General features: G+C 60.0%; 30 protein-coding genes. 2 read left to right on the forward strand and 28 right to left on the reverse strand.

Features of this window, described 5'->3' with window-relative positions; genetic code table 11:
- The 3 genes from CEW87_RS02875 to CEW87_RS02885 form a co-directional block, all read right to left on the reverse strand.
- Nucleotides 1-963, reverse strand: a complete 963-nt coding sequence (locus CEW87_RS02875; RefSeq protein WP_159098066.1) for an ABC transporter substrate-binding protein — start codon at nt 961-963, stop codon at nt 1-3.
- A 68-nt stretch (nt 964-1,031) separates the two neighbouring features.
- Complete coding sequence (gene ssb / locus CEW87_RS02880; RefSeq protein WP_108971384.1) at nt 1,032-1,514, reverse strand: single-stranded DNA-binding protein; 483 nt, start codon at nt 1,512-1,514, stop codon at nt 1,032-1,034.
- Nucleotides 1,515-1,537: 23 nt separating this feature from the next.
- A complete protein-coding gene (locus CEW87_RS02885) occupies nt 1,538-2,746 on the reverse strand; it encodes an MFS transporter (protein ID WP_234421647.1) in 1,209 nt (402 codons plus the stop codon).
- A 92-nt stretch (nt 2,747-2,838) separates the two neighbouring features.
- Between CEW87_RS02885 and uvrA the strand changes: the two genes are divergently transcribed.
- A complete protein-coding gene (uvrA, locus tag CEW87_RS02890) occupies nt 2,839-5,661 on the forward strand; it encodes an excinuclease ABC subunit UvrA (protein WP_108971386.1) in 2,823 nt (940 codons plus the stop codon).
- 102 nt (nt 5,662-5,763) lie between these two features.
- Nucleotides 5,764-6,063: a hypothetical protein gene (locus CEW87_RS02895; protein ID WP_108971387.1), complete on the forward strand. Its 300-nt coding sequence runs from the start codon at nt 5,764-5,766 to the stop codon at nt 6,061-6,063.
- 15 nt (nt 6,064-6,078) lie between these two features.
- On the opposite strand, the gene galE is transcribed toward CEW87_RS02895, so the two are convergent.
- From galE to rplB, 25 genes are all read right to left on the reverse strand, one after another.
- Nucleotides 6,079-7,101: a UDP-glucose 4-epimerase GalE gene (gene galE, locus CEW87_RS02900; protein ID WP_108971388.1), complete on the reverse strand. Its 1,023-nt coding sequence runs from the start codon at nt 7,099-7,101 to the stop codon at nt 6,079-6,081.
- A gap of 90 nt (nt 7,102-7,191) precedes the next feature.
- Complete coding sequence (gene rplQ, locus CEW87_RS02905) at nt 7,192-7,590, reverse strand: 50S ribosomal protein L17 (RefSeq protein WP_108949511.1); 399 nt, start codon at nt 7,588-7,590, stop codon at nt 7,192-7,194.
- Nucleotides 7,591-7,617: 27 nt separating this feature from the next.
- The gene (locus tag CEW87_RS02910) at nt 7,618-8,604 is read right to left on the reverse strand and encodes a DNA-directed RNA polymerase subunit alpha (RefSeq protein ID WP_234421648.1); all 987 of its coding nucleotides are present in this window, start codon (nt 8,602-8,604) and stop codon (nt 7,618-7,620) included.
- Nucleotides 8,605-8,633: 29 nt separating this feature from the next.
- Nucleotides 8,634-9,263 (reverse strand): 30S ribosomal protein S4, encoded by a 630-nt coding sequence (gene rpsD, locus CEW87_RS02915; RefSeq protein ID WP_108949512.1) that lies wholly within the window; start codon nt 9,261-9,263, stop codon nt 8,634-8,636.
- 11 nt (nt 9,264-9,274) lie between these two features.
- Nucleotides 9,275-9,664: a 30S ribosomal protein S11 gene (gene rpsK / locus CEW87_RS02920; RefSeq protein ID WP_108949513.1), complete on the reverse strand. Its 390-nt coding sequence runs from the start codon at nt 9,662-9,664 to the stop codon at nt 9,275-9,277.
- A 12-nt stretch (nt 9,665-9,676) separates the two neighbouring features.
- Nucleotides 9,677-10,039, reverse strand: a complete 363-nt coding sequence (gene rpsM, locus CEW87_RS02925; RefSeq protein ID WP_108949514.1) for a 30S ribosomal protein S13 — start codon at nt 10,037-10,039, stop codon at nt 9,677-9,679.
- Nucleotides 10,040-10,092: 53 nt separating this feature from the next.
- Nucleotides 10,093-10,206, reverse strand: coding sequence for a 50S ribosomal protein L36 (gene rpmJ / locus CEW87_RS02930; RefSeq protein WP_011767118.1), 114 nt, complete (start codon nt 10,204-10,206; stop codon nt 10,093-10,095).
- A 245-nt stretch (nt 10,207-10,451) separates the two neighbouring features.
- Complete coding sequence (gene secY, locus CEW87_RS02935; RefSeq protein WP_108971390.1) at nt 10,452-11,777, reverse strand: preprotein translocase subunit SecY; 1,326 nt, start codon at nt 11,775-11,777, stop codon at nt 10,452-10,454.
- A gap of 14 nt (nt 11,778-11,791) precedes the next feature.
- Nucleotides 11,792-12,229, reverse strand: a complete 438-nt coding sequence (rplO, locus tag CEW87_RS02940; protein WP_108971391.1) for a 50S ribosomal protein L15 — start codon at nt 12,227-12,229, stop codon at nt 11,792-11,794.
- A 1-nt stretch (nt 12,230) separates the two neighbouring features.
- Nucleotides 12,231-12,413 carry a 50S ribosomal protein L30 gene (gene rpmD / locus CEW87_RS02945; RefSeq protein ID WP_108949517.1) on the reverse strand — a complete coding sequence of 61 codons (183 nt, stop codon included), beginning with the start codon at nt 12,411-12,413 and terminating at the stop codon, nt 12,231-12,233.
- 3 nt (nt 12,414-12,416) lie between these two features.
- A complete protein-coding gene (gene rpsE / locus CEW87_RS02950; protein ID WP_108949518.1) occupies nt 12,417-12,941 on the reverse strand; it encodes a 30S ribosomal protein S5 in 525 nt (174 codons plus the stop codon).
- 12 nt (nt 12,942-12,953) lie between these two features.
- A complete protein-coding gene (gene rplR, locus CEW87_RS02955) occupies nt 12,954-13,307 on the reverse strand; it encodes a 50S ribosomal protein L18 (protein ID WP_108971392.1) in 354 nt (117 codons plus the stop codon).
- An 11-nt stretch (nt 13,308-13,318) separates the two neighbouring features.
- The gene (rplF, locus tag CEW87_RS02960; RefSeq protein WP_108949520.1) at nt 13,319-13,852 is read right to left on the reverse strand and encodes a 50S ribosomal protein L6; all 534 of its coding nucleotides are present in this window, start codon (nt 13,850-13,852) and stop codon (nt 13,319-13,321) included.
- Between the two features lie 11 nt (nt 13,853-13,863).
- Entirely contained in the window at nt 13,864-14,259 is a 396-nt protein-coding gene (gene rpsH / locus CEW87_RS02965; RefSeq protein WP_108949521.1) for a 30S ribosomal protein S8, read from the reverse strand.
- A 12-nt stretch (nt 14,260-14,271) separates the two neighbouring features.
- Nucleotides 14,272-14,577, reverse strand: coding sequence for a 30S ribosomal protein S14 (gene rpsN, locus CEW87_RS02970; RefSeq protein WP_108971393.1), 306 nt, complete (start codon nt 14,575-14,577; stop codon nt 14,272-14,274).
- Between the two features lie 7 nt (nt 14,578-14,584).
- Nucleotides 14,585-15,124 (reverse strand): 50S ribosomal protein L5, encoded by a 540-nt coding sequence (gene rplE, locus CEW87_RS02975; RefSeq protein WP_108949523.1) that lies wholly within the window; start codon nt 15,122-15,124, stop codon nt 14,585-14,587.
- A gap of 9 nt (nt 15,125-15,133) precedes the next feature.
- On the reverse strand, nt 15,134-15,451 hold the full coding sequence (gene rplX / locus CEW87_RS02980; protein WP_108949524.1) for a 50S ribosomal protein L24: 318 nt from the start codon (nt 15,449-15,451) through the stop codon (nt 15,134-15,136).
- A 12-nt stretch (nt 15,452-15,463) separates the two neighbouring features.
- Nucleotides 15,464-15,832 (reverse strand): 50S ribosomal protein L14, encoded by a 369-nt coding sequence (gene rplN / locus CEW87_RS02985; RefSeq protein ID WP_108949525.1) that lies wholly within the window; start codon nt 15,830-15,832, stop codon nt 15,464-15,466.
- 150 nt (nt 15,833-15,982) lie between these two features.
- Entirely contained in the window at nt 15,983-16,252 is a 270-nt protein-coding gene (gene rpsQ, locus CEW87_RS02990) for a 30S ribosomal protein S17 (protein ID WP_108949526.1), read from the reverse strand.
- Entirely contained in the window at nt 16,252-16,443 is a 192-nt protein-coding gene (rpmC, locus tag CEW87_RS02995) for a 50S ribosomal protein L29 (protein ID WP_108949527.1), read from the reverse strand. Before rpmC ends, rpsQ begins: the two co-directional genes overlap by 1 nt.
- Entirely contained in the window at nt 16,440-16,859 is a 420-nt protein-coding gene (gene rplP, locus CEW87_RS03000) for a 50S ribosomal protein L16 (protein WP_108951371.1), read from the reverse strand. The genes rpmC and rplP overlap by 4 nt, the downstream gene beginning before the upstream one ends.
- Entirely contained in the window at nt 16,859-17,614 is a 756-nt protein-coding gene (rpsC, locus tag CEW87_RS03005) for a 30S ribosomal protein S3 (RefSeq protein WP_108949528.1), read from the reverse strand. Before rpsC ends, rplP begins: the two co-directional genes overlap by 1 nt.
- Before the next feature lie 9 nt (nt 17,615-17,623).
- A complete protein-coding gene (rplV, locus tag CEW87_RS03010; protein ID WP_108949529.1) occupies nt 17,624-17,953 on the reverse strand; it encodes a 50S ribosomal protein L22 in 330 nt (109 codons plus the stop codon).
- A gap of 2 nt (nt 17,954-17,955) precedes the next feature.
- Entirely contained in the window at nt 17,956-18,231 is a 276-nt protein-coding gene (rpsS, locus tag CEW87_RS03015) for a 30S ribosomal protein S19 (protein ID WP_108949530.1), read from the reverse strand.
- A 10-nt stretch (nt 18,232-18,241) separates the two neighbouring features.
- Nucleotides 18,242-19,069 (reverse strand): 50S ribosomal protein L2, encoded by an 828-nt coding sequence (gene rplB, locus CEW87_RS03020; RefSeq protein ID WP_108971394.1) that lies wholly within the window; start codon nt 19,067-19,069, stop codon nt 18,242-18,244.
- Between the last annotated feature and the right edge of the window lie 3 nt (nt 19,070-19,072).

A 19,072-nucleotide genomic window follows, 5' to 3' on the forward strand; every position in this document is an offset into this window, starting at 1 on the left:
TCAGACGGCCTCGACCAGGTCTGCGACCAGCATGCCCTTGAGCACGAGCTCCCCCTCGAGCAGGCCGAGGGACTTCATTCTGCTGCTCATTGTCACGAGCACCTGCGCCAGCCCCGCGTCGGCACCGCCAAGCAAGCGGCGATTCTCCTCGGGACCAGGGAGCTGGATCAGCCCGAGCGCCGCCCGCAGCGCCACCTCGTCCAGAGACAGTCTTGCGCCGAGTCGCTCGGCAGCAGCAGCCGGGTCGGCAAGGAGCGCCAGTCGTGCCTCGAAATGCGCAGACACGGCTGCCTGCAGATCGGCGCGGCGCGTTCGCAGCACGTCTTCGCGCACAACCAGAACATCGACGATTTCGCCGGGAATTTCACGCGATGAGAACAGCTCGCTAGCGCCTGCTTCCAACAGGCGGGAACGGACCGGTTCGAAGGTCACCAGGGCATCGACCTGCCCTGACGCAAAAGCCGACTCGTGCCGGTCAAGCGGCATCGAAACGATCTCGACACTGTGCAGCGGCAAACTGACGCGCTCCAGCGCCCGACCAATCAGATAGGCGCCCAGCGCCTCGGTTTCGACCCCGACCCGACGCCCCTCGAGTTGATCAAGCGCCGAAATCCCGGGACGCCCCACGATGACGTCAGCGCCATCGGAAACGTCGAAAACCAGCACGATGCGCAAGGGCTGCCGGCTTGCAGCCAGCGCAAGCGCCTCGTCCAGCGTGAGTCCTGCTGCATCGATCGTTCCGTTGCGGAAAGCCGAGAGCACCATCGAAGAGTTCGGAAAATCAAGTACGCGCAGGCGCTCCGGGCTGATCAGACCGCTTGCTTCGGCCAGTCTCAGGGGCGCATAACCAGGCCACGCATTGGCACCGAAGCGCAGCGGCTCAGTCGGGGGGGAGCAGGCCGTCAAGACCTTGCCCGCGCCCGCACACACCAGCAGCGACTGAAGGAACCGACGTCGGATCATCCCCACCCCATACTGCATTGCGCCGGGGGCGCGCCCTGGCGCCCCGTCCCTGAACGCTCAGACCCGTTTCAGAAGGGAATGTCGTCGTCAAAGTCCCCGAACCCGCCTTTTGCCGGCTTGGCAGCGGGTGCCGGTGCGGGCTGACGGCTGGGTGCGGCTGCAGGCGCATCGTATCCGCCGCTGTCGCCGCCACGCACCGGCGCCTCGCCAGCGCCTTCACGGCGACCGAGCATCTTCATCTCGTCACCACGGATTTCGGTGGTGTAACGATCCTGACCTTCCTTGTCCTGCCACTTGCGCGTCTGCAGCCGACCTTCCACATAGATCTGACTGCCCTTGCGCAGGTACTGCGCAGCCACTTCGGCCACGCGCCCAAAGAACACGACGCGATGCCACTCGGTGGCTTCACGACGCTCACCCGACGCCTTGTCCTTCCAGGTCTCGGTGGTCGCCACGGTCAGGTTGGTGATCGCGTCGCCGCTGGGTGCATAACGGGTCTCCGGGTCCTTGCCCAGGTTTCCGATCAGAATGACTTTATTCAGGGATGCCATCCCGTTCTCCTATGAGTAGTGTGTCAACCCCGGGCCGGCGAGGGAACCGCGCGGACCGGAGGGGGGGTCATGCTTAGCGAAACCGCCAGCCAGATCAGGGCGAGCACGCCACACGCGAGGCTGACGCCGCCCGCACCCAGGCGCTGCCCCAGCCATCCGCCGAACAGACCGCCGGCAAACAGCCCGATGGACTGCAAGGTGTTGTAGACGCCAAGCGCAGTGCCTTTCGCGGCAGGCGGCGCGATACGTGAAATCCACGACGGCTGGGTCGCCTCGAGGACGTTGAAAGCCACAAAGAACAGCGTCAGCCAGAACGCAATCGAGAGCAGGCCATCGCTCCAGAAATACAGTCCGAACTGAACGATTGCAAGCAAAAGCACGGCGCCGTTGAAGACCGGCTTGAGCCTGTTGTGACGCTCGGCAATGATGATCGCCGGCACCATCACGACGAAGGAGAGCAGCACGGCCGGCAGATAGACCTTCCAGTGCTCTGCAAGCGCCAGGCCACCGTGTGCCACCAACGCCGCCGGGACCATGACCCACATCGTGGTCTGAATAAGGTGCAGCGCGAATACGCCGAAATTCAGTCGCATCAACTGCCCGTCGCGCAGGATGTCCATGAAGCTGCCTGCATTGGCGCGCGGTACCGGTGGCGCCGCCGGCACCACCCAGACCACGACGCCCATGGCGACGAACGCAAGCACGGCCGTCAGCCAGAAGATACCGCTCATGCCGATCACCGAATACAGCAGCGGTGCGGCAACCATCGAGGCCGCAAAAACCAGCCCGATGCTCGACCCGATCATTGCCATCACCTTGGTGCGGTGCTGATCCCGGGTAAGGTCGGCAGCAAGGGCGGTGACTGCCGCCGAAATCGCGCCAGCCCCCTGCAGCACCCGCCCGACGATGACCATGTAGATATCGCCCGCCATGGCTGCGATCGCGCTGCCGAGCACGAACAACACCAAGCCGAACAGGATCACCGGCTTGCGACCAAACCGGTCCGAAGCCGCGCCAAAGGCAATCTGCAGCAGCGCCTGCGTCGCGCCGTAGGCACCAATCGCCAGCCCCACCAGGGTGAGGTTGTCGCCGCCGGGGATCGTGCGTGCGTGTACCGCGAACACGGGCAGAATCAGGAATAGCCCCAGCATGCGCAGCGCAAAGATGGACGCGAGGCTGATCCCGGCTCGACGCTCGGCGGGCGTCATCGGATCACGTAGGGGTTGAGACATGCTGGACGCGGCGAAAAAGAAGGTGATTCTAACATTGGCCCGGAGCGGCTTCTCTCTTATAGTTTTGTGTTCCCCCTCGCGCAGCCACGCTCATGGACGAAATCCGCATCCGCGGTGCCCGCACCCACAATCTCAAGAACATCAGCCTTGATCTGCCACGCAACCGGCTTACGGTCATCACCGGTCTGTCGGGCTCGGGCAAGTCCTCTCTCGCCTTTGACACCCTGTACGCCGAAGGCCAGCGTCGCTATGTAGAGTCGCTGTCGGCCTACGCCCGTCAGTTTCTGCAGCTGATGGAAAAGCCCGATGTGGACCTGATAGAAGGCCTCTCACCTGCCATTTCGATCGAGCAGAAGGCCACCAGCCACAATCCGCGCTCGACAGTCGGCACCGTCACCGAGATTCATGACTATCTGCGTCTCCTGTATGCACGGGCGGGCACGCCTCACTGCCCCGACCACCCCGAGCACGCCCTTGAGGCACAGAGCGTGGCGCAAATGGTCGACCATGTGCTCGCCTTGCCAGCGGAAACCCGGCTGATGATTCTCGCCCCCGTCGTTGAAGGGCGAAAGGGCGAGCAGCACGACCTGTTTTCCGAGCTCCGCGCCCAGGGTTTCGTACGCGTGCGAGTGGACGGCGAGGTGCACGAACTCGACAGCATGCCGCCGCTGGAAAAGGGCAAACGCCACACGGTGGAAGTCGTCATCGATCGCTTCAAGGTGCGCCCCGATCTTCGCGGACGCATTGCCGAGTCCTTCGAAACCGCCCTCACCCACGCCGACGGCCGTGCGATTGCGGTTGAGATGGACTCACAGGCAGAACATCTGTTCTCGGCCCGCTTCGCCTGCCCCGTCTGCAGCTACGCACTTGGCGAACTGGAACCCAGACTGTTTTCCTTCAACAACCCCGCAGGTGCCTGCCCGAAGTGCGACGGCCTGGGCCAGGTGGACTTCTTCGACCCCCAGCGCGTCGTTGCCCACCCTGAACTCTCGCTCGCATCCGGCGCCATCCGGGGCTGGGACCGCCGCAACCAGTTCTACTTCCAGATGCTCTCCAGCCTGTCGAACCATTACGAGTTCGACATCGAGGCGCCCTTTGAGACCCTGCCTGCCGAAATTCGCGAGATCATTTTGAGCGGATCGGGCCGCGAGAAAATCGCCTTTGTGTATCTCGCGGACAATGGCCGCATGGTGGTGAAGGAACACCCCTTTGAGGGCATCGTCCCCAACCTTGAGCGCCGCCTTCGTGAAACCGACTCGGCTGCCGTGCGCGAGGAACTGCTCAAGTTTCGCAGTACGCGCCCCTGCCCAAGCTGCGAAGGCACCCGTCTGCGCGCCGACGCACGCCATGTGCTGATCGGCGGCAGCGCCTTGCCTGCGGTGAGCCGCCTGCCGCTCGCCGAGTGCAAGACCTTTTTCGAACACTTGCAGCTCGAAGGCCATCGCGCCCGAATCGCTGACAAGATCGTCAAGGAGATAGCCGATCGCCTCAGCTTTCTGACCAATGTCGGTCTCGACTACCTTTCCCTGGATCGCGCGGCCGACACGCTGTCGGGCGGAGAGGCGCAGCGCATCCGTCTGGCGAGCCAGATCGGCTCCGGTCTGACCGGGGTGATGTACGTGCTCGACGAACCCTCGATCGGGCTGCACCAGAGAGACAACGACCGACTGCTGGAAACCCTCCGCCGGCTCCGGGATCTCGGCAATACCGTCATCGTGGTCGAACATGACGAGGACGCCATTCGCAGCGCGGACCACCTTGTCGACATGGGGCCGGGCGCGGGCGAGCACGGTGGCCACATCATCGCCAGCGGCAAGCCTGAAGAGGTCATCGCCTGCGAAGCGTCTGTGACCGGCGCCTATCTGTCGGGCCGGCGACGCATTGCCATCCCGCCCAGGCGCACGCCAGCAGACGCATCCCGCATGGTCCACCTGCGCGGCGCAAGCGGCAACAATCTCAAGGATGTTGACCTCGCCCTGCCCGTAGGCTTGTTCATCTGCGTCACCGGCGTGTCCGGATCGGGCAAGTCGACCCTGATCAACGATACGCTTGCCGCCGTCGCAGCACAGCACCTGTACCGTTCGCACGCCGAACCGGCACCGTACGTTGCCCTTGAGGGACTGGATGCATTCGACAAGGTCATCACCGTCGATCAGTCGCCGATCGGACGCACACCGCGCTCGAACCCGGCAACCTACACCGGACTGATGACGCCGATCCGCGAGCTCTTCGCAGGCGTCCCGGAGGCACGTGCCCGCGGCTACGGCCCGGGAAGATTCTCGTTCAACGTAAAAGGCGGACGCTGCGAGGCATGCCAGGGGGACGGCATGATCAAGGTTGAAATGCACTTTCTGCCCGACATGTACGTCCCCTGCGACACCTGCCACGGCAAACGCTACAACCGTGAAACGCTCGAGATCCGCTACAAGGGCAAGACGATTTACGAAGTCCTTGATATGACAGTCGAGCAGGGCTTCGACTTCTTCCGTGCGGTGCCCGCGGTCGCACGCAAACTCGAGACCCTAACCGAGGTCGGCCTGGGATATATCCGTCTGGGCCAGAGCGCGACCACGCTCTCCGGCGGCGAGGCCCAGCGCGTCAAGCTCGCACTCGAACTATCGAAGCGCGACACCGGCCGCACCCTCTACATTCTCGACGAACCCACGACCGGGCTTCATTTCCAGGACATCGAGCTCCTGCTGAAGGTGCTGCACCGACTGCGCGACCACGGCAACACCATCGTCGTCATCGAGCACAACCTCGACGTCATCAAGACCGCTGACTGGGTTATCGACATGGGCCCCGAGGGCGGCAACGGCGGCGGCACCATCGTGTGTGCAGGTCCACCCGAAGAGATCGCCTCCTGCGTCGCCAGCTACACCGGCCGTTACCTGGCGAAGGCCCTGTCGGCATAGGACGTTCGACACCTGCGCTTACATTCACGCGCCTTCCGGCGCTTGCGATGCCACCTTAGTCGTATAAGGATAGCGCTGTTATCAACATGACCGGGACACACCATGACCGAACCGGACAGCACCGCCAGAACACAATACGCGCAGCGTGTTGAGCGGCGTATCCGCTTTCTCCAGACTTTGAAGGACGCCGGACTTGGCCTCTACCTGCCGGCAGACGAACAGGCACGACAGCACAGTTTCGATCAACTCGCGCGCATGACCGCACGGCAGCGCGAACTGCCGCAACTCAGCGCGGACGACCTCTCGAAGGCTGCGGAGGCCTTTCGCACCCACATCGACGCCATGCAGGGCGTACTGCCTCACGACGTCCAATACAAGAACCGCATCCGACGCAACTGGTAAGCTTTCAAAACGCGATCAGGTTTCGCGGTAACCGTCAGGGTTACCCTGCTGCCAGCGCCAGGCGTCCTCGCACATCGTATCGAGGTCCCGCTCCGCCCGCCAACCGAGAACCTGCTCGGCAAGAGCAGGGTCGGCCCAGCACTCCGCCACGTCGCCATCCCGGCGCGGAACGATACGGAACGGTACAGGGCAGCCAGATGCCTTCTCGAACGCAAGAACGACCTCGAGCACACTGTAGCCTCGACCGGTGCCGAGATTGATCGCTGACAACGAGGGCAAGGAATCGAATCGTTCGACAGCACTGACATGTCCGCGCGCGAGATCCACCACGTGGATATAGTCCCGAACGCCCGTACCGTCGCGCGTGGGATAGTCGTTACCAAACACCTGCAACTCACCGAGCTTTCCAACCGCGACCTGGCTGACATACGGCATCAGATTATTCGGGATACCACTCGGGTCCTCACCAATCTGCCCGCTCTCATCGGCGCCAACGGGATTGAAGTAGCGCAGCAGCACCACCTTCCAGTTCGGATCGGCCGCTGCAAGGTCGCTCAGGATCTGTTCGCTCATCAGCTTGGTACGGCCATAAGGGTTCGTCGCAGCCGTGGGGAAGGACTCAGTGATCGGTACCGTGACCGGATCACCATATACCGTCGCAGAAGAACTGAAGACGATGCGCTTGACGCCGAACTCACCCATCACTTCGAGCAGCGAAAACAGACCGCCCAGGTTGTTGTCGTAATAGGCGAGCGGGATCCGCACCGACTCACCTACAGCCTTCTTGGCCGCGAAATGAATGACCGCCGTGACGGAGTGTGCCGTGAATACCGCCCTGAGCGCATCACGATCGCGAACGTCCGCCTCGACAATCGCCCGAAACGTCCTGCCGGCAAGCGCTTCGACACGCGTCAAGGCCAGCGGTGACGAGTTCGAGAAGTCGTCGACCACCACCACCTCATGCCCACCCTTGAGCAAGGCCACGCAGGTGTGCGAACCGATATAGCCCGCTCCGCCCGTCACAAGAATCACGCTCATCCGCATCCTCCACACCGCAAGTAAGAGACGAAAAAAAAGGCCGGGTATCCCCGACCTTTTTATACCAAGCGAATCTTACAAAGATCCAGCTTAGGCAGCAACAGCTTCTTCTTCGACCACGACATCCGTTTCCGGACGATCGAGCAGTTCAACGAAAGCCATCGGTGCGTTGTCGCCATCACGGAAACCGCACTTCAGGATGCGAAGGTAACCGCCGTTACGCGATGCGTAACGCGGACCCAGCGCGTCGAACAGCTTGACGACCATTTCGCGGTCGCGCAGACGATCGAATGCCAGACGACGATTTGCCAGGCTCGGCTTCTTGCCCAGCGTGATCATCGGCTCGACGACCCGACGCAGTTCCTTTGCCTTCGGGAGCGTCGTCTTGATTACTTCATGGCGCAGCAGAGCGTTAGCCATGTTACGGAACATCGCCTGACGATGGCTGCTGGTCCGGTTCAGCTTGCGAAGACCATTACGGTGACGCATATTAATTCCTCACTTCACTGATACCGATTAACCGAGCTTCTCGAGCCCAGCCGGCGGCCAGTTTTCCAGTTTCATCCCCAGGGTCAGCCCACGAGTGGCCAACACTTCCTTGATCTCATTCAGCGACTTACGGCCGAGGTTCGGCGTCTTGAGCAACTCAGTTTCGGTACGCTGGATCAGATCACCGATGTAGTAGATGTTCTCAGCCTTGAGACAATTGGCCGAACGCACCGTCAACTCGAGATCATCAACCGGGCGCAACAACACCGGGTCAATCGTCACTTCAGGCTTCACGACATCGGTAACCGGCGTGCCTTCGAGGTCGGCAAACACCGACAGTTGATCCATCAGCACGCGAGCCGCATAGCGAATCGCCTCTTCCGGATCAACAGCACCGTTGGTCTCGATATCGATAACCAGTCTGTCCAGATCGGTACGCTGTTCCACACGAGCACTTTCAACCAGGTAGCTCACGCGACGAACAGGACTGAAGGATGCATCGAGAACGATGCGTCCGATGGTCTTGCTCTCGCCATTTGCCGGCCGGCTGTTGCCCGGAACATAACCGCGACCTTCCTCGATCTTGATCTGCATATCGAGGTTGCCACCGGGTGCCAGATGCGCAATCACATGCCCCGGGTTGATGATATCGACGTCATGTCCGGTTTCGATATCGGCGGCAGTCACCAGGCCTTCACCCGATTTCACGAGACGAAGCGTCGTCTCGCTGCGGTTGTGGAGCTTGAACACCACACCTTTCAGGTTAAGCAGGAGATCGACGATATCTTCACGCATGCCATCCAGCGTCGAATATTCGTGCAGGACGCCTTCGATCGTCACTTCCGTCGCTGCATGCCCCGGCAGCGAGGAAAGGAGGATGCGCCGCAGCGCATTCCCCAGGGTATGGCCAAACCCGCGCTCGAACGGTTCCATCGTCACCCGCGCCTGTACAGGCGAGATGCTCTGGACGTCGATGATGCGCGGTTTCAGCAGTGCATTGCTTTGCATCAACATTTCCTCGGAACTAGAAGCTCGACTCCCAATTAACGGGAGTACAGTTCCACAACCAGACCTTCGTTGATTGTGGGCGGCAGTTCGCTACGCTGCGGGTAGGCCTTGAAGACACCCTTACCAGCCTTGGCATCCATCTCGATCCACTCGGGAAAGCCACGCGACTCAGCTGCTTCAAGCGCAGCCTTGACACGCAGATGACCACGAACGCGCTCAACGAGTTCGACCACGTCGCCCGGCTTGACCAGGTACGACGGGATGTTCACACGCTTGCCATTCACGAGGACGCCGTTGTGACGAACAACCTGGCGCGATTCGGCACGCGAACCACCGAAGCCCATGCGATAGGCGACGGAGTCGAGACGACCTTCGAGCAGTTGCAGCAGGTTTTCACCCGTCTGACCGCGACGACGATCGGCTTCGGAATAAACACGGCGGAACTGCGCTTCAAGCACGCCGTAGAGACGACGGATCTTCTGCTTTTCGCGAAGTTGCACGCCATAGCCGGAAAGACGCTGACCGGAACGCTGACCATGCTGGCCGGGCGCATAGGCACGGCGCTCGATGGCGCATTTATCGGTGAAGCACTTCTCAGCCTTCAGGAACAGTTTTTCACCCTCGCGACGGCACTGACGGCACTTCGGGTCGAGATTACGAGCCACGTTTCAACTCCTTAGATACGGCGCTTTTTGGGCGGACGGCAGCCGTTATGCGGGATCGGCGTGATGTCGGTAATGCTGGAGATCTTGATCCCCAGTGCATTCAACGCACGAACCGCTGACTCACGCCCCGGGCCAGGGCCCTTGATGCGCACTTCAAGATTCTTGATGCCGCATTCCAGCGCCACTTTGCCGGCCGCTTCGCCTGCGACCTGAGCAGCAAACGGCGTGCTCTTGCGCGAACCCTTGAAGCCAGCGCCGCCGGAGGTTGCCCACGAAAGAGCATTGCCTTGACGGTCGGTGATCGTAATGATCGTGTTGTTGAAGCTCGCGTGAACGTGCACGATACCTTCAGCGACGTTCTTCTTGATCTTCTTACGGACCTTTGTTGCAGTCTTAGCCATAATTAAATCCTATCACTTCTTGCCAGCGATCGACTTGCGCGGGCCCTTGCGGGTACGAGCATTGGTCTTGGTGCGCTGACCGCGACACGGCAAACCACGACGGTGACGGACACCACGGTAGCAACCCAGGTCCATCAGACGCTTGATGTTCATGGTGACTTCGCGACGCAGGTCGCCTTCTACCACAAACCGAGCCACTTCATCGCGCAGCTTCTCCATGTCCGACTCGGTAAGGTCTTTGACCTTAACGTTGCGGGCAATAGCAGCAGCATCGCAAATCTTCTGAGCACGCGAACGGCCGATCCCATAGACAGCGGTCAGCGCGATCTCGGCATGCTTGTGGTTGGGAATGTTTACCCCAGCAATACGGGCCATTCGTTTACCCCAAAACGCTAAACATTAAATTTTAATACCTAGGACTGACAAGATCAACCCTGGCGCTGCTTGTGTCGCGGATCGGTGCAGATAACGCGCACCACACCCTTGCGACGGATGATCTTGCAATTGCGGCAGATCCTCTTTACTGAAGCCTGAACTCTCATGCTTTGCTCCTGTTTCTAATATCTTCTACATGGTCCGGAACACGATCCGACCCTTTGGCCGGGTCATTCGGCGTCAGCTGGACCGCTACCTGTTCTTGCGAAAGACAGCAGGCAATCGAGCCTGCTGCTTCCGAAGATGCGCTCGCGCAACCTGGGGTCGCATTCGAGCTTGACTCTGGCCGCCATACCGGAGGGCACTGCGGCCCAACCGGAATCTTGGTCACACCAATCGCCGTCACCGGCGATCACCTCATCGGAAGACCTGCTCCCTTGAAGTTCGCCTTTTTCAACAGGCTTTCGTACTGGTGCGACATGACGTACGCCTGAACCTGAGCCATGAAGTCCATCGTTACAACCACGATGATCAGCAGCGAGGTCCCGCCGAAATAGAACGGTACGTTCCACTTCAGGATCAGAAACTCCGGCAACAGGCAGACCAGCGTGATATACACCGCACCGGCCAACGTAAGACGCATCAGAATCTTGTCGATATAGCGCGCCGTCTGATCGCCCGGACGAATTCCAGGGACAAAAGCACCGCTCTTCTTCAGGTTATCTGCAGTTTCGCGGGCGTTGAACACCAGAGCCGTATAGAAAAAGCAGAAAAACACGATCGCAACTGCGTACAACATGACATAGATCGGCTGCCCGGGAGCGAGCGTAGATGAAATGTCACGCAACCACGTCATGCCCTCTGACGCACCGAACCACTGCCCCAGCGTAGCCGGGAACAGGATGATACTCGAGGCGAAAATCGGTGGAATCACACCCGACATGTTCAGCTTCAGGGGAAGATGGGAGCTCTGCCCACCGTACACCTTGTTGCCAACCTGACGCTTTGCGTAATTCACCAGGATCTTTCGTTGTCCTCGTTCGACAAAGACTACAAACCCTGTCACCACCACTACCAGCACACAAATCAGCAACGCAGTGAAGGGATGCATCGCGCCGGTGCGAACCAGCTCGAACAACCCGCCAATCGCGCTTGGCAAACCTGCAGCAATACCGGCAAAGATGATGATGGAAATGCCGTTGCCAATGCCACGCTCAGTGATCTGCTCACCCAGCCACATCAGGAACATCGTTCCCGTGACCAGAGTCGCTACGCTCACCAGCCGGAATGTCATTCCCGGATCGAGCACCAGCCCGGCTTGCCCTTCGAGCGCCATTGCAATCCCGAGGGACTGCGCTAAAGCCAGCACCAGGGTACCGTAACGCGTGTACTGGGTGATCTTGCGCCGGCCTGCCTCACCTTCCTTCTTCAGCGCCTCGAACTGAGGCACTGCAACCGTCATCAACTGCATGATGATGGATGCGGAAATGTAAGGCATGATCCCCAGCGCGAAGATCGTGAAGCGCGACAGCGCCCCGCCAGAAAAAAGGTTGAAGACCCCAAGGATTCCGCCGGCTTGCGACTGGAACAACTCCGCAAGCCGTTCGGGATCGATTCCGGGAACGGGAATGTGAGCGCCAAGGCGATAAACAATCAAGGCACCGAGCAAAAACAGCAGTCGGTTCTTGAGATCGCCAAAACGCCCGGGATTCCCTACCGCGGCAGCTGGTTTGGCCACAATCGTACCTTTGCTTACTCAGCCGAGACGGAACCGCCGGCAGCCTCGATGGCAGCGCGAGCGCCACGAGTTGCACCAACGCCCCGAAGGATCACTTTCTTGCTGATTTCACCCGACAGAACAACCTTTGCCGAAAGCGAGTCAGCAGGAACGATACCAGCCTGCATCAATACCAACAGATCCACTTCGTCGACCGGCAGTGCTGCCAGTTCGGACAGGCGGACTTCTGCGTTGCGAGCACGCGTCAGCGAGACAAAGCCACGCTTCGGCAGGCGGCGCTGCAGGGGCATCTGACCGCCCTCGAAGCCAACCTTGTGGAAACCGCCGGCACGGGACTTCTGTCCCTTGTGTCCGCGGCCGCAGGTCTTGCCCAGGCCGCTACCGATACCACGACCTACGCGCTTGGCGGCAGACTTCGAGCCAGCGCCCGGTTTAATCGTATTCAGGCGCATATCAAGCCTCGTACTTAACCAGATAGGACACCTTGTTGATCATGCCGCGAACTTCCGGCGTATCGATCAACTCGACGCAGTGGTTCAGGCGACGAAGGCCCAGACCACGAACCGTCGCACGGTGTGATTGCTTGGTTCCGATCACGCTTTTCACAAGCGTGACCTTGATTTTCTTGTCGGTCATCGCTTACCCCAGAATCTCTTCGACGGTCTTGCCGCGCTTGGCCGCAATCTCCGACGGGGTGTTGATCGCCATCAGCCCGTTGATCGTGGCACGGACCACGTTGTACGGGTTGGTCGAACCGATGCACTTGCAGATGATGTCGGTAACGCCCATCACCTCAAACACAGCGCGCATCGGACCACCGGCAATGATGCCGGTACCGCCGGGAGCCGGCTGCATGAGCACCGAGGCGGCGCCGTGCTTACCGATAACGGTATGCTGAAGCGTACCGTTCTTGAGCGACACCTTAGCCAGCTTGCGACGGGCTTCGTCCATCGCCTTCTGAACTGCTACCGGCACTTCGCGGGACTTGCCCTTACCCATACCGATGCCGCCATCGCCATCGCCCACCACGGTCAGTGCAGCGAAGCCGAGAATACGGCCACCCTTCACAACCTTGGTAACGCGATTGATCGCGACCATCTTTTCACGCATGCCGTCGTCGCGCTCCTCGGAGGCTTGCGGGCGCTTGGTTTGCTGCTTAGCCATTCGAATCCTCGCTTAGAACTTAAGGCCGCCTTCACGGGCAGCCTCAGCCAACGTCTTGACGCGGCCGTGATAGAGGAAGCCCGAGCGGTCAAACGCAACCGTCTCGACCCCGGCAGCCTTGGCGCGCTCGGCAATCAACTTGCCGACCACTGCAGCTGCTTGTTTGTTGCCGCCATTGGCAAGCTCGGCACGAACCGCAGGTTCGACGGTGGAAGCAGCCGCGAGAACGCGGGAGCCGCAGCCGGAAATCACCTGGGCATACATGTGCGCATTGGAACGGAACACGGTGAGGCGCACCGCCTTGAGCTCCGCAAGCTTGGCGCGAGTTTTACGCGCACGGCGAAGACGAGTTTCTTTTCTGTTCATGACGAACCGCCTTACTTCTTCTTGGTTTCCTTGAGCACAACCACTTCGTCCGAATAACGGACGCCCTTGCCCTTGTAGGGTTCGGGAGCGCGGTATGCCCGCACCTCGGCCGCGACCTGACCGACTTGCTGCTTGTCGATACCCTTGATCACGATCTCGGTTTGAGTGGGAGTTTCAGCCTTCACGCCGGCGGGCAACTGGTGCACGACGGGGTGGGAGAAACCCAGCGAGAGATTCAACTTGTCGCCCTGGGCCTGAGCGCGATAACCAACGCCGACCAGGTTGAGCTTGCGCTCGAAGCCCTTCGTCACGCCAGTCACCATGTTGTTCACCAACGAACGCACGGTTCCGGACATGGCGCCAGCATTGACAACACCTTCGCGCGCCTTGCACACGAGGTTGTCGCCATCGCGCTCGACCGTCACGGCCGAGCTGAGCGCCTGGCGAATGACACCGAGCGGCCCCTTGACCGCAATTTCGGCTGCCGAGATCGTAACCTCGACACCACTCGGAATTGCGACCGGATTCTTAGCTACACGAGACATGAAATCCCCCTTTAGGCCACGAGGCAGATAACTTCACCGCCAACCCTGCTGGAGCGGGCTGCACGATCAGTCATCACACCACGGGGCGTCGACACGATGGCGACACCCAGACCATTCATCACGCGCGGCAGATCTTCGCTGCCCTTGTACACGCGGAGGCCGGGACGGCTGACGCGGTCAATGCGCTCGATTACCGGGCGGCCGGCGTAATACTTCAGCGCAACTTCGAGCTGCGCCTTGCCGTCTGCATCATGCACGACGTAACCGTCGATGTAGCCTTCGTCCTGAAGAACCTTGGCGATTGCGACCTTAAGCTTCGACGAGGGCATGCTCACGTTCGCTTTCTGGGCTTGCTGCCCATTGCGAATACGCGTCAGCATGTCGGCGATCGGATCGGACATACTCATCTTCTATTCTCCTTACCAGCTCGCCTTGGTCATGCCGGGCACTTCACCGCGGAAAGCAATTTCACGCAGCTTGTTACGACACAGACCAAACTTACGGAAAACGCCACGCGGACGACCCGTCAGAGCGCAGCGGTTACGACCACGCGAAGGACTCGAATTACGCGGCAGCTGCTGCAGCGCGAGACGAGCGGACATGCGCTCTTCTTCCGACAGCTTCATATCGTTGATCTGTGCGTTGAGCGCAGCACGCTTGGCGGCGTACTTTTCCACCGTCTTGCGGCGCTTTTCTTCACGATTGATCAGAGCCAGTTTCGCCATATCACCCTCAATTCTTGAACGGGAACTTGAATGCACCCAGCAGCGCACGCGCTTCCTGGTCATTCTTAGCCGTCGTCGTGATGCTGATGTTCATCCCGCGCAGCGCGTCGATCTTGTCGTACTCGATTTCCGGGAAGATGATCTGCTCTTTGACACCGAGGTTGTAGTTGCCACGGCCATCAAAGCCCTTGGCAGCGATACCACGGAAGTCACGAACGCGCGGCAACGCGATGGTCACCAGTCGATCGAGGAATTCGTACATCTTCGGACCGCGCAGGGTGACCATGCAGCCAATCGGATAGCCGTCACGAATCTTGAAGCCGGCAATCGATTTGCGAGCTTTCGTCGCCACCGGCTTCTGACCAGCAATCTTGGTCATGTCGCCGATTGCGTGCTCGAGCACTTTCTTGTCACCAACAGCTTCACCCACACCCATGTTCAGGGTGATCTTGGTGATGCGCGGCACTTCCATGACGGACTTGTAGCCAAACTGCTTGAGCAGCTCGGGCACTACAGCGTCCTTATAAACTTGTTGCAAGCGAGCCATTGTCACTCCTTACGCATCCACCAGCTCGCCATTCGACTTGAAGAAGCGTGCCTTGCGGCCGTCCTCAAGCACCTTGATCCCGACGCGGTCAGCTTTCTGCGACGCGGGATTGAACAGCGCGATGTTCGAAACATGGATCGGCATCTCTTTCTCGACAATGCCACCGACCTCACCCTTGAGGGGATTCGGGCGAACATGCTTCTTCACCCGATTCACACCCTCAACCACCAGACGCTCGTCATCTACACGACGGAGCACCGAGCCACGGCGCCCACGGTCTTTACCCGTCAGCACCACAACTTCATCACCCTTGCGGATCTTGTTCATCTCATCGACTCCTCAGAGCACTTCGGGCGCCAGCGAGACGATCTTCATGAACCGCTCGGAGCGCAGCTCACGCGTCACGGGCCCAAAGATACGGGTGCCGATGGGCTCGAGCTTGTTATTCAAAAGCACAGCAGCATTGTTGTCGAACTTAACCAGAGAGCCATCCGGACGACGGACACCCTTGGCGGTACGCACAACGACCGCGTTGTATACATCACCCTTCTTGACACGCCCACGGGGTGCAGCATCCTTGACGGTGACCTTGATAATGTCACCGATGCCGGCATAACGACGTCTTGAACCGCCGAGTACCTTGATGCACATCACCGAGCGCGCGCCAGTGTTGTCGGCTACATCGAGCCTGGACTGCATTTGAATCATGAATTTATCTCCAACTTATCCCGCAGCGCGGTCAGTATTGGAACCCGTCAGGGTAGGATGCCCCGACGAATCCCGGAGCAAGATTTGAAAGTATAACAGCTTGGCACCGGAGCGCCAAGCTGTTCTTGCAAAAATTGCAAACCAACCTGATCAGATCACACGTGCCTTTTCGAGCACTTGCGTTACACGCCAGGTTTTGGTCCGCGACATCGGACGACACTCTTCGATTTCGACGAGGTCGCCCTGCGTTGCAGCGCCATTTTCAACATGCGCGTGGTACTTGGCAGAACGGGTAATGATCTTGCCGTACAGCGGGTGCTTGACCCGGCGCTCGACCAGAACGGTTACCGTCTTGTCCATCTTGTCGCTCACGACACGCCCAACGAGGGCGCGGCGAACCTTTTCTGCTTGCTCGCTCATTATGCACCCGCCTTTTCGCGAAGGAGCGTACGGACACGCGCGATGTCGCGACGCACCTTACCCATTTGGCTCGTGTTGCCAAGCTGCTGTGTTGCAAGTTGCATGCGCAGGGAAAACTGCGCTTTCAACAGCTCGAGCAACTCCTGGTTCAATTCATCTGCGCTCTTGGCGCGGAGTTCACTCGCTTTCATGCTTGCCCCAACTGACGGGTCACAAATACGGTCTCAAGCGGAAGCTTGGCGGCGGCAAGCCGGAAAGCTTCACGCGCGAGCGCTTCGTCAACACCATCCATTTCGTAGAGCACCTTGCCCGGCTGGATCTCTGCGACCCAGTACTCGGGATTGCCCTTACCGTTACCCATTCGAACTTCAGCCGGCTTACGCGAAATCGGCTTGTCCGGGAAAATCCGGATCCAGATCCGGCCACCACGCTTGATGTGACGCGTCATTGCACGACGTGCCGCTTCAATCTGACGAGCGGTCAGGCGTCCGCGCCCGACTGCCTTCAGACCGAAGTCACCGAAGCTGACCTTGGCACCACGGGTGGCAACACCCGTGTTGCGGCCTTTCTGCTCCTTACGATACTTTCTTCTCGACGGCTGCAGCATCATTCACTCCTGCTATCTTCGCGGCGAGCGGGACGACGACCCGGACGGCCTTCACCATCACGGGGCGCGCCACGGCGGCCACGGCGGTTATCGGCTTCGGGCTCGGCGACCACCGGCTGCTCGTTGCGACCAAGCATCTCGCCCTTGTAAACCCAGACCTTGATACCGATGATGCCGTACGTGGTCTTGGCTTCGGAAACACCGTAATCGATGTTTGCACGAAGCGTGTGCAGCGGCACACGACCTTCACGGTACCACTCGGTACGAGCGATCTCGGCGCCGTTCAGACGACCGGCACTCATGATCTTGATGCCCTGGGCGCCAAGGCGCATTGCATTCTGCATCGCACGCTTCATGGCGCGACGGAACATGATGCGCTTCTCGAGCTGCTGTGCGATCGAATCGGCGATCAGCTTGGCGTCGATCTCGGGCTTGCGAACTTCTTCGATGTTCACATGCACGGGCACGCCGACGATTTGCTGCAGATCGCGCTTGAGCGCTTCGATGTCTTCGCCCTTCTTGCCGATGACCACACCCGGACGCGCGCTGTACAGCGTGATGCGTGCATTCTTGGCGGGACGCTCGATGACCACACGCGCAACCGACGCGTGCGAAAGGCGCTTCTTCAGGTAATCACGAACCTTCAGATCTTCCTGAAGCATCTTCGAGAAGTCCTGGCTCGATGCGTACCAGCGGGAAGTCCAGTCACGCGTAACGGCGAGGCGGAATCCGGTGGGATGTATTTTCTGACCCATATATCCTCCTTACTCGCCGACGGTCACGTAAATGTGGCAGGTAGGCTTGGAAATACGATTTCCGCGCCCTTTCGCACGCGCCGTGAAGCGCTTGAGGGTGGTGCCCTCTTCCACATGAATCGTTTTGACCTTCAGCGCATCGATATCGGCGCCGTCATTGTGCTCGGCGTTCGCGATTGCCGACTCGACAACCTTGCGAATGATCTTTGCGCCCTTTTTCGGCGAAAAAGCCAGGACATTCAGAGCCTGATCAACGGAACGACCGCGAACCAGATCGGCCACGAGGCGGCCTTTCTGCGCTGAGAGGCGCACACCACGGAGAATTGCTTTGGTTTCCATGATTACCTCTTAGCCTTCTTGCTCGCAGCGTGGCCCTTGAAGGTACGCGTCAGAGCAAACTCGCCCAGCTTGTGGCCGACCATGTTCTCGGACACGTAGACCGGGATGTGCTGACGACCGTTATGGACTGCAATCGTCAGGCCGACAAAGTCGGGCAGGACGGTGGAACGACGCGACCAGGTCTTGACCGGACGCTTGTCGTTGCTCGCCCGTGCGGCGTCGACCTTCTTCAGAAGGTGCGCGTCGATGAACGGGCCTTTCTTAATAGAACGTGCCATCTGTTACCCCTTAACGCTTGTGACGACGCTGCACGATCATCGTGTCGGTACGCTTGTTGCTGCGGGTACGGTAACCCTTAGCAGGCGTGCCCCACGGGCTGACCGAAACGCGACCTTCGCCGGTACGACCTTCACCACCACCATGCGGGTGATCCACCGGGTTCATGGCAACACCACGAACCGTCGGGCGGATACCACGCCAGCGGTTTGCACCAGCCTTGCCGATCTTGCGCAGGCTGTGCTCTTCGTTACCGACTTCGCCGATCGTGGCACGACATTCGACGTGAACACGACGAATCTCGCCCGAGCGCAGACGCAGCTGAGCGTAAACGCCCTCACGCGCCAGCAGCTGAACCGACGTACCGGCAGCGCGCGCCATCTGCGCACCCTTGCCAGGCATCATTTCCACACAGTGAATGGTGGAACCGACCGGAATGTTCCGGATCGGCAGCGCGTTACCGGCCTTGATCGGGGCCTCGACGCCACTCACGACCTGCTGGCCGACGACCACACCGCGCGGAGCGATGATGTAACGACGCTCGCCATCGGCATAGCACAGCAGTGCGATGTTTGCCGAACGGTTCGGGTCGTACTCGATGCGCTCAACCTTGGCAACGACGCCGTCCTTGTTGCGGCGGAAGTCGATGACGCGGTAGTGCTGCTTGTGACCACCACCCTGGTGACGCACCGTGATGCGACCCGTGTTGTTACGACCGGCCTTGCTGCTCTTCTTCTCGAGCAGACCGTCGAAAGGACGGCCCTTGTAGAGGTCGGCGTTGACCACCTTGACCATCGAACGACGGCCGGCGGAGGTAGGCTTGAGTTTTACCAGTGCCATAAT

It is taken from the genome of Parazoarcus communis, assembly GCF_003111665.1.
Taxonomy (GTDB): Bacteria; Pseudomonadota; Gammaproteobacteria; order Burkholderiales; family Rhodocyclaceae; genus Parazoarcus; species Parazoarcus communis_B.

What these genes read in the sequence shown, in the direction of transcription:
- rplO (WP_108971391.1), bottom strand. Translation starts at nt 12,229, where the DNA reads ATGCGCCTGAATACGATTAAACCGGGCGCTGGCTCGAAGTCTGCCGCC.
- galE (WP_108971388.1), bottom strand. Translation starts at nt 7,101, where the DNA reads ATGAGCGTGATTCTTGTGACGGGCGGAGCGGGCTATATCGGTTCGCAC.
- rpsK (WP_108949513.1), bottom strand. Translation starts at nt 9,664, where the DNA reads ATGGCTAAGACTGCAACAAAGGTCCGTAAGAAGATCAAGAAGAACGTC.
- rplE (WP_108949523.1), bottom strand. Translation starts at nt 15,124, where the DNA reads ATGGCTCGCTTGCAACAAGTTTATAAGGACGCTGTAGTGCCCGAGCTG.
- rplR (WP_108971392.1), bottom strand. Translation starts at nt 13,307, where the DNA reads ATGAACAGAAAAGAAACTCGTCTTCGCCGTGCGCGTAAAACTCGCGCC.
- CEW87_RS02910 (WP_234421648.1), bottom strand. Translation starts at nt 8,604, where the DNA reads ATGTTGATGCAAAGCAATGCACTGCTGAAACCGCGCATCATCGACGTC.
- CEW87_RS02875 (WP_159098066.1), bottom strand. Translation starts at nt 963, where the DNA reads ATGATCCGACGTCGGTTCCTTCAGTCGCTGCTGGTGTGTGCGGGCGCG.
- rplP (WP_108951371.1), bottom strand. Translation starts at nt 16,859, where the DNA reads ATGCTGCAGCCGTCGAGAAGAAAGTATCGTAAGGAGCAGAAAGGCCGC.
- rplB (WP_108971394.1), bottom strand. Translation starts at nt 19,069, where the DNA reads ATGGCACTGGTAAAACTCAAGCCTACCTCCGCCGGCCGTCGTTCGATG.
- rplV (WP_108949529.1), bottom strand. Translation starts at nt 17,953, where the DNA reads ATGGAAACCAAAGCAATTCTCCGTGGTGTGCGCCTCTCAGCGCAGAAA.
- rpsN (WP_108971393.1), bottom strand. Translation starts at nt 14,577, where the DNA reads ATGGCGAAACTGGCTCTGATCAATCGTGAAGAAAAGCGCCGCAAGACG.
- rpsM (WP_108949514.1), bottom strand. Translation starts at nt 10,039, where the DNA reads ATGGCCCGTATTGCTGGGGTAAACATTCCCAACCACAAGCATGCCGAG.
- rpmC (WP_108949527.1), bottom strand. Translation starts at nt 16,443, where the DNA reads ATGAAAGCGAGTGAACTCCGCGCCAAGAGCGCAGATGAATTGAACCAG.
- rpmD (WP_108949517.1), bottom strand. Translation starts at nt 12,413, where the DNA reads ATGACCGACAAGAAAATCAAGGTCACGCTTGTGAAAAGCGTGATCGGA.
- rpsH (WP_108949521.1), bottom strand. Translation starts at nt 14,259, where the DNA reads ATGAGTATGTCCGATCCGATCGCCGACATGCTGACGCGTATTCGCAAT.
- ssb (WP_108971384.1), bottom strand. Translation starts at nt 1,514, where the DNA reads ATGGCATCCCTGAATAAAGTCATTCTGATCGGAAACCTGGGCAAGGAC.
- rpsE (WP_108949518.1), bottom strand. Translation starts at nt 12,941, where the DNA reads ATGGCTAAGCAGCAAACCAAGCGCCCGCAAGCCTCCGAGGAGCGCGAC.
- rplN (WP_108949525.1), bottom strand. Translation starts at nt 15,832, where the DNA reads ATGATTCAAATGCAGTCCAGGCTCGATGTAGCCGACAACACTGGCGCG.
- rpsQ (WP_108949526.1), bottom strand. Translation starts at nt 16,252, where the DNA reads ATGAGCGAGCAAGCAGAAAAGGTTCGCCGCGCCCTCGTTGGGCGTGTC.
- rpmJ (WP_011767118.1), bottom strand. Translation starts at nt 10,206, where the DNA reads ATGAGAGTTCAGGCTTCAGTAAAGAGGATCTGCCGCAATTGCAAGATC.
- CEW87_RS02885 (WP_234421647.1), bottom strand. Translation starts at nt 2,746, where the DNA reads ATGTCTCAACCCCTACGTGATCCGATGACGCCCGCCGAGCGTCGAGCC.
- rplQ (WP_108949511.1), bottom strand. Translation starts at nt 7,590, where the DNA reads ATGCGTCACCGTAATGGTCTTCGCAAGCTGAACCGGACCAGCAGCCAT.
- rplX (WP_108949524.1), bottom strand. Translation starts at nt 15,451, where the DNA reads ATGAACAAGATCCGCAAGGGTGATGAAGTTGTGGTGCTGACGGGTAAA.
- uvrA (WP_108971386.1), top strand. Translation starts at nt 2,839, where the DNA reads ATGGACGAAATCCGCATCCGCGGTGCCCGCACCCACAATCTCAAGAAC.
- rplF (WP_108949520.1), bottom strand. Translation starts at nt 13,852, where the DNA reads ATGTCTCGTGTAGCTAAGAATCCGGTCGCAATTCCGAGTGGTGTCGAG.
- rpsS (WP_108949530.1), bottom strand. Translation starts at nt 18,231, where the DNA reads ATGGCACGTTCTATTAAGAAAGGCCCGTTCATCGACGCGCACCTTCTG.
- rpsC (WP_108949528.1), bottom strand. Translation starts at nt 17,614, where the DNA reads ATGGGTCAGAAAATACATCCCACCGGATTCCGCCTCGCCGTTACGCGT.
- CEW87_RS02895 (WP_108971387.1), top strand. Translation starts at nt 5,764, where the DNA reads ATGACCGAACCGGACAGCACCGCCAGAACACAATACGCGCAGCGTGTT.